Source organism: Haloquadratum walsbyi J07HQW2 (assembly GCF_000415985.1).
Lineage (GTDB): Archaea > Halobacteriota > Halobacteria > Halobacteriales > Haloferacaceae > Haloquadratum > Haloquadratum walsbyi_B.
The window spans coordinates 1,476,338-1,482,817 of sequence record NZ_KE356561.1; the positions used below are offsets into that span (position 1 = coordinate 1,476,338).

Genomic DNA, 6,480 nt, shown 5'->3' on the forward strand with positions numbered 1-6,480 from the left:
GCGACCTCACTGACCGCTCATTTGTGGATGAATTGTGCCAAATCCACGAACCACAAGTAATTGTGCATACTGCGGCACAACCGTCCGCGCCGTATTCACAGATTAATGGTGAGCGGGCGAACTATACACAGCAAAATAATATGCAGGCAACGCGGAATCTCGTGTTTGGCTTACATGAAAACGACCTTGTCGACACACACCTCATTGAAACGACCACAACAGGTGTCTATGGCGCTCCCGAGTTCCCAATCCCAGAAGGTGGCGCAGTAATGGAACATCAAGACAGTCGTGATGAGGTTCCATTCCCAGCGATGGCGGGATCCTGGTACCATATGACGAAAAGTCACGACGCTGCTAATCTTCGTCTTGCACATAGTCAGTTCGATATCCCGATTAGTGATGTTCGCACTGCAATCACGTATGGAGCTGGAACAAAAGAAACCAGAGCGGACGATAGAGTCATGGCTCGGTTTGATTTCGATTATTACTTTGGTGTCGTTGCACATCGTTTTGCTGCACAAGCGGTTGCTGGATACCCAATTACGGTGTATGGAAAAGGAAAACAGCGGAAGCCATTCATCTCGCTTGAGGATGCTGTCGAGGGGCTGACTCGGTTAGCAGTCACTGAGCCTGATGAACGACTAGATGATCATGTTGTCTACAATCAGGTGACGCGACCAATTTCAATCGTCGAGATGGGGACGACTATTGCTGATGTCGCCACAGAATTCGGGTTCAATACCGATGTTGAACACTTCGAAAACCCCCGGGATGAGGATGAGACACACAAAATGGAGATTGAAAATGATCGATATGCGAATCTGATTGGCGGTCAGTCTGTGACATTTGAGGAGGGAATTCGCGAGGTGTTTGAAGCGCTTACAGATTGCACAGAGCGTATCAAATCACATGAAGATCGATTCCTTCCTGGCGTGCTTGAGGACCGATTAGTGGAGGAAGCGGAGTGACCACGAACAGCGCAAACGCAGGGCATGTGCTCGTCACGGGAGGATGCGGCTATATCGGAAGCGCGCTGGTTCCACAGTTGCTCCAAAATGACTCTGTGAGCCATGTCACTGTATTCGATAGTTTTGCCTCGAGTTCCCCACAGAATCTGTTTGCAACAGGGTTGGGATCGACTGATAAATTATCATTCATCCGTGGAGATATCCAACAATACGGCGATGTTGAAAACGCAGTTCGTGGTGCTGAAACAATCATTCATCTTGCAGCAATAACTGGAGCAGCAAGCACACATGATCGTCGTGAGGAAACGTTCGCAATCAACTATGACGGCACAGAAAACGTGCTCCGTGCAGCAGGAAAGTTTGGTGTCAAAAATATCGTGTTTGCCTCATCGTGCAACGTGTACGGGCGTGCCGCCGAGACAGAAATTACTGAACACACTGACCCAGACCCGCTCAATCCGTATGCTGAATCAAAGCTCAAAGCGGAGTCCCTCCTACGGGATGCGGTCGATACGTACAATCTCGACGGGACTGCATTACGGATGAGCACCAATTACGGTTATGCACCAGGCATTCGATTCAATCTTGTTGTGAATCACTTTGTATTCCGTGCGCTGACGAACCGTCCGTTGACCGTGTATGGCGATGGAAGCAACTGGCGACCATTCATTCATGTGCATGATGCAGCACGGGCGTACGCACATGCTGCATGTAATCCAGAGCAATGGTCACAATTTTGCTATAACGTTGGAGCGAGCACACAAAACTTCCAGATCGAGACAATTGCGCAAGCCGTCCGCGAGGAACTTGATCAAACACTCGAGATAACATATCTCCGGGATGAACATCCTGGACCGTCGTATCACGTGAATTTTGACCGACTCGGTGAAACAAAATACCAACCCAAATATACTCTTCGAGAGGGAATTACAGAACTTGCAACGCAGTTCACACAAATGGAATCACGGACAATCACAGCGGAGCAGGGATTATGACAACGGAACAGAATAACTCACTGCACGTCGCAGTAACCGGTGCAGCAGGATACATTGGAAGTCGGGTAGTTAAATTACTTCAAGAGGCACACCCAGAGTGGACGCTCACCGCCATTGATAATTTTTATCTTGGTGACGTGCGCGAGATGGGTGAGACGGACGTCATACATGTCGATGTTCGAAATCGGTCTGCACTGGAGGATGCGCTCACCGGGTCAGATATCGTGTTACATCTCGCAGCAGTGAGCGGCGTCGATGACTGTGAGACGAACGCTGATCTTGCGTACGAGGTGAATGTTACCGGCACGACAAACGTGGCGTGGTTTTGTCGAAAAACCGGCGCAGCGCTTGCATTCCCATTCAGTATGGCTGTGCTTGGTGACCCGGAGTCATTCCCAATCAGCGTTGATGACGGTCGTGATCCAATGAACTGGTATGGACGAACAAAACTCATTGGCGAGCGTCTTGTCGAGGAGTTTGCAGCGGATGCCTTCCCAGCGCATCTATTTCTCAAATCGAATCTATATGGGGAGCATACAATCGATGGACAGCGCGTCTCGAAAGGAACAGTCATCAATTTCTTCGCTAACAGAGTATTCGACGAGAAGCCATTGACAGTATACGAGCCAGGAACACAATCACGGAACTATATTCATGTTGATGATGTTGCCCGGGCATATATTCGAAGTGCTGAGCGATTACAAGAACAACTCAACCGGGATGAAACAGGCATCGAAAAGTACGAAATCGCCTCAAAGGAAGATCCAGGAATCATGACGGTCGCTGAGACGGTTCGACAAAGCGCACAAGAAGAGATTGACACAGATGTAGACGTCACTCTTGTTGAAAACCCACGAAGTGGTGAGACACTTGTTGATCGGTTTGAGGTCGATATCTCGAAAGCACGTGAACAACTCAACTGGGAGCCACAACATACAGTTGAGTCATCAATCAGGCGATTGCTGCAAGCGAAAAACACCGAGTGATAGAGCTTCAAATGTCACCGATTCCGCTCACAGGACTGGGGATAATGCGCGGGCTATGGGTCTGCGTGATCATCCACCGTGTCATACTGCCAAATAAGATCAAAGTACCGCTCTAATCCGGCGACAAATGACGCATTATTGGTGATAGCTGCCTGTCGATTGTGCAATGGAATGTCTTCTTCTTCAACAAGCAAGACGGCAGCTCCAGAGTCATATGATAAGCTGGGATCGACGACCGTCCCCCGCCATGGGAGTCGTTTTGCACTAAATCGATACTCGATTGTTGGATATGACGAATTGAGATGCTGACGCATCCGTTGTTGATCGGTTTGATTTGATTCATCGAGCAATTCTGGATCAAGGAAAAGCACGCGTATCTCACAGCCACGTTTAAGCGCGTCAGTGACTGCTGGCTCAACCGCGTCAAAGTACTCAAAACTCTTTGTGATGATATGAACGCAGTTTGTCGCATCACGATAGATTGAACGAGTCTCGCGCTCACTCGGCTCCCCAACATCGACAACGTGGAACAGCTCTTCAGTTGTTGAGATTTCATCGCGTCCACGTTCATAGATCGGCATGAGTGTCTCAACGAACTCTTCTTCGATATCCTCAATCTGCTTTTTGAACGAGGCGTATTCCTGTCGTTCGTTCTCGATTGCTTGATCAAGAAGCTCTGCTGGTGGCTTCGCCTCATACTCCTTCGGACGCCCAGGAATTATTTTAATAAAGCCTTCATCAGAAAGCCCATCGAGAACACCATAGACTCGTGCTTTCGGGATCCCTGTCGCCTCTGAGAGACTCGGAGCAGTGCTGCGACCAAGTTCGATAAGCGACTGAAGAGCCTGTTCTTCATACTCAGTCAGTTCAAACGCATCAAGAAGCTCTGATGGCTGGTGAGAATCATTCATTTGTGGTAAGTGATCTGCTGAATTCTGTTCGTGCCCCTCTGTGAGGCGATGCCACAGTCGTTATGCGATAGATTGTGTTTCAGATACGTACTGTTGTCGATGTTTCTCAGTCGGTGGTGACAAGATACTATTCATAGTGTGTCAGAGGGTCGAATCAAAATAACACTGATATGCCTATTTTATTTTAAATACATTATTTGAATCTGTGTCGCAGTCGAGGCGGTTCAAGAATTGTATTTGTATTAAGCAACTATCAGTAGGAGACGATGACAGATCAAGGTCGAAATCATGGATCATATTTACGAAGTATTGATATGTACTATAATCACTAGTGACTCAGATTCTGAGTAAATACGGCAATAGAATTAAGTTACCAGTCACTGAATGAACACGTGATGACTGCAGAGCACGATAACAGAGCGCACCTGAGTGAAATTGAGGATGGCGCAGGATGCACTGAGATCTGGGAGTATCTCACCGAGAGACGCGCAGATGCTCCGTCTGAGGCTACCGATGTCTCTGAGACGAGTGATAGAAACACGAGTATGGACTAATTCGCAGGAATGGCTCAACAATGAATTGGCTGTCGTGGATAAACGTGATTATCAAACTGCGTGAAAACAAAATTCATGTTACTGCTCTGAGTGAGATGACATATGACAATTGATACCGCTGTGATTCTTGCAGCGGGCGAGGGAACCCGACTCCGCCCACTTACAACCCACAGACCAAAGCCGATGTTACCGGCTGGTAATATTCCAATTCTTGAACACGTACTCAATAGTCTTGTTGAAGCTGGTATCAGTGAGATTCACCTCGTTGTTGGGTATCAACGTGCGCGGGTTCAGAACCACTTTGGGTCGACATACCGCAACCGACCGATTACGTATCATATCCAACACACACAACTCGGGAGTGGGCATGCACTTCTTCAAGCGGATGAAACGATTGAGACTGATTTTCTTGTGCTTAATGGCGATCAAATTGTCACGGAAAAAATGATTGAGACTGTCTCTTCATCACATACAGCGACCGATACGGCGACGCTTGGCGTTGTTGAAAGTGAGAAAGCATCGCAGTACGGCGCTGTTGAATTGAATGACAACCGCATCACAGAATTCATTGAACAGCCAGCTGATGATGAATATCGATTGCTCAATGCTGGCGTGTACGTGTTCGGACCGTCAATCTTTGCTGCACTTGAGCGGACATTCCAAGAACAGGGACGTCTTTCACTTCCAGAGACAATTCGCGACCTCACAACGGATGAGAGTGCTGTTCGTGGCATTGTGACCGAGAGTCCCTGGCAGGACGCAACATATCCATGGGACCTTCTTTCCGTCATGCAGACCCTGTTTGATCAAGACCGGATTGGTAATGAGACGACCGAGCAATCACCCGGCGTGTTCTCTGATCAGACAGCAACGATTCACGAGGATGCAACACTCCGTCCACCCGTTATTGTCAGTTCAGATGCTGTCATTGGACCACAGGCTGTTCTTGGACCCGGGGTCGCTATCGGTGAGAACACAACAATCGGAGCGGGTGCAGTGCTGACAAACGTGCTCGTTGATAGCGACACGCGAGTTGGGCAGAACACGACACTCATTGATACAATTCTTGGGCAGGGTGTTCACCTTGGTCCGGGAGTCATTATTGCTGGGGGACCAGCCGATATTCGTATTGACACAAAAGTACACGAGGACTGCGACCTCGGCGGGGTTATCGCTGACCGAGCGACGGTCGGGGGTGGTGTGACAGTTGCATCTGGATCGCTCGTCGGGTCTGCGGCAACGATTCAGTCAAATGCTCATATTGATGGAAACATTCCAAACGAGGCAGAGGTGCTACGATAATGTGCGGGATCATTGGCTGTGTTAATCCAGATGGTGGAACGCGTGAAGTATTGATGAATGGGCTGGCGAATCTCGACTATCGCGGCTATGATTCCGCAGGGATTGCTGTTGCTGATGGTGGAATTGAGGTTGCAAAACGCGAGGGCGAGATTGACCGACTACAAAAGCAGGTCACAGCGCGCTCGGACACGCTTGATGGACCTGCTGGGATTGGTCACACTCGATGGAGTACACACGGTCCACCGACGGACGCCAATGCACATCCACATACCGATGGGACCGGAGACGTTGCTGTTGTCCACAACGGCATTATTGAAAATTACCAGTCGATTCGAGATGAACTTGAGGCCGATGATGTTGAATTTGTCAGTGAGACTGACACAGAGGTTGTGCCACATCTCATCAGCAAGTTTCGGGATGACGGTGCCGATCCACAGACAGCGTTTCGTCGCGCTGTCGAGCGGATTGCAGGCAGTTACGCACTTGCAGTCGTCTTTGAGGACCATGATGCAATCTTTGCAACACGAGATGGCTCGCCACTCGTCATCGGCGTTGATGAGGACGCAGCCTTTCTTGCCAGTGACGTGCCTGCATTTCTCGAATACACACGTGATGTGATTTATCTTGAGGACGGTCAATTCGCAACGCTGCGACCATCAGGCGTCGAGGTAACTGAGAGCGATGGAACGTCTGTTGACCCGTCAGTAACGACCGTTGAGTGGAGTGCCGACCAAACGGCAAAGAGTGGGTATGATCACTTCATG

Annotated in this window: 6 protein-coding genes and 1 pseudogene; 6 read left to right on the top strand and 1 reads right to left on the bottom strand. The window is 49.1% G+C overall.

Annotation, left to right across the window (positions count from 1 at the left end):
• From J07HQW2_RS06870 to J07HQW2_RS06880, 3 genes are all read left to right on the top strand, one after another.
• On the top strand, positions 1-968 hold a 968-nt coding region (locus J07HQW2_RS06870), incomplete at its 5' end, for an NAD-dependent epimerase/dehydratase family protein (RefSeq protein ID WP_021054699.1).
• The gene (locus tag J07HQW2_RS06875; protein WP_021054700.1) at positions 965-1,963 is read left to right on the top strand and encodes an NAD-dependent epimerase/dehydratase family protein; all 999 of its coding nucleotides are present in this window, start codon (positions 965-967) and stop codon (positions 1,961-1,963) included. The genes J07HQW2_RS06870 and J07HQW2_RS06875, both read left to right, overlap by 4 nt.
• Positions 1,960-2,949, top strand: a complete 990-nt coding sequence (locus J07HQW2_RS06880; RefSeq protein WP_021054701.1) for an NAD-dependent epimerase/dehydratase family protein — start codon at positions 1,960-1,962, stop codon at positions 2,947-2,949. Before J07HQW2_RS06875 ends, J07HQW2_RS06880 begins: the two co-directional genes overlap by 4 nt.
• Positions 2,950-3,002: 53 nt before the next feature.
• On the opposite strand, the gene J07HQW2_RS06885 is transcribed toward J07HQW2_RS06880, so the two are convergent.
• Positions 3,003-3,860 (bottom strand): TrmB family transcriptional regulator, encoded by an 858-nt coding sequence (locus J07HQW2_RS06885; RefSeq protein WP_021054702.1) that lies wholly within the window; start codon positions 3,858-3,860, stop codon positions 3,003-3,005.
• A 395-nt stretch (positions 3,861-4,255) separates the two neighbouring features.
• Between J07HQW2_RS06885 and J07HQW2_RS18060 the strand changes: the two genes are divergently transcribed.
• From J07HQW2_RS18060 to J07HQW2_RS06895, 3 genes and pseudogenes are all read left to right on the top strand, one after another.
• Positions 4,256-4,414 carry a hypothetical protein gene (locus J07HQW2_RS18060; RefSeq protein WP_021054703.1) on the top strand — a complete coding sequence of 53 codons (159 nt, stop codon included), beginning with the start codon at positions 4,256-4,258 and terminating at the stop codon, positions 4,412-4,414.
• Positions 4,415-4,516: 102 nt separating this feature from the next.
• Complete coding sequence (locus tag J07HQW2_RS06890) at positions 4,517-5,716, top strand: sugar phosphate nucleotidyltransferase (protein ID WP_021054704.1); 1,200 nt, start codon at positions 4,517-4,519, stop codon at positions 5,714-5,716.
• Positions 5,716-6,480 (top strand): annotated as a pseudogene (locus tag J07HQW2_RS06895) (glutamine--fructose-6-phosphate aminotransferase); the annotation flags it as partial. The gene J07HQW2_RS06890 and the pseudogene J07HQW2_RS06895, both read left to right, overlap by 1 nt.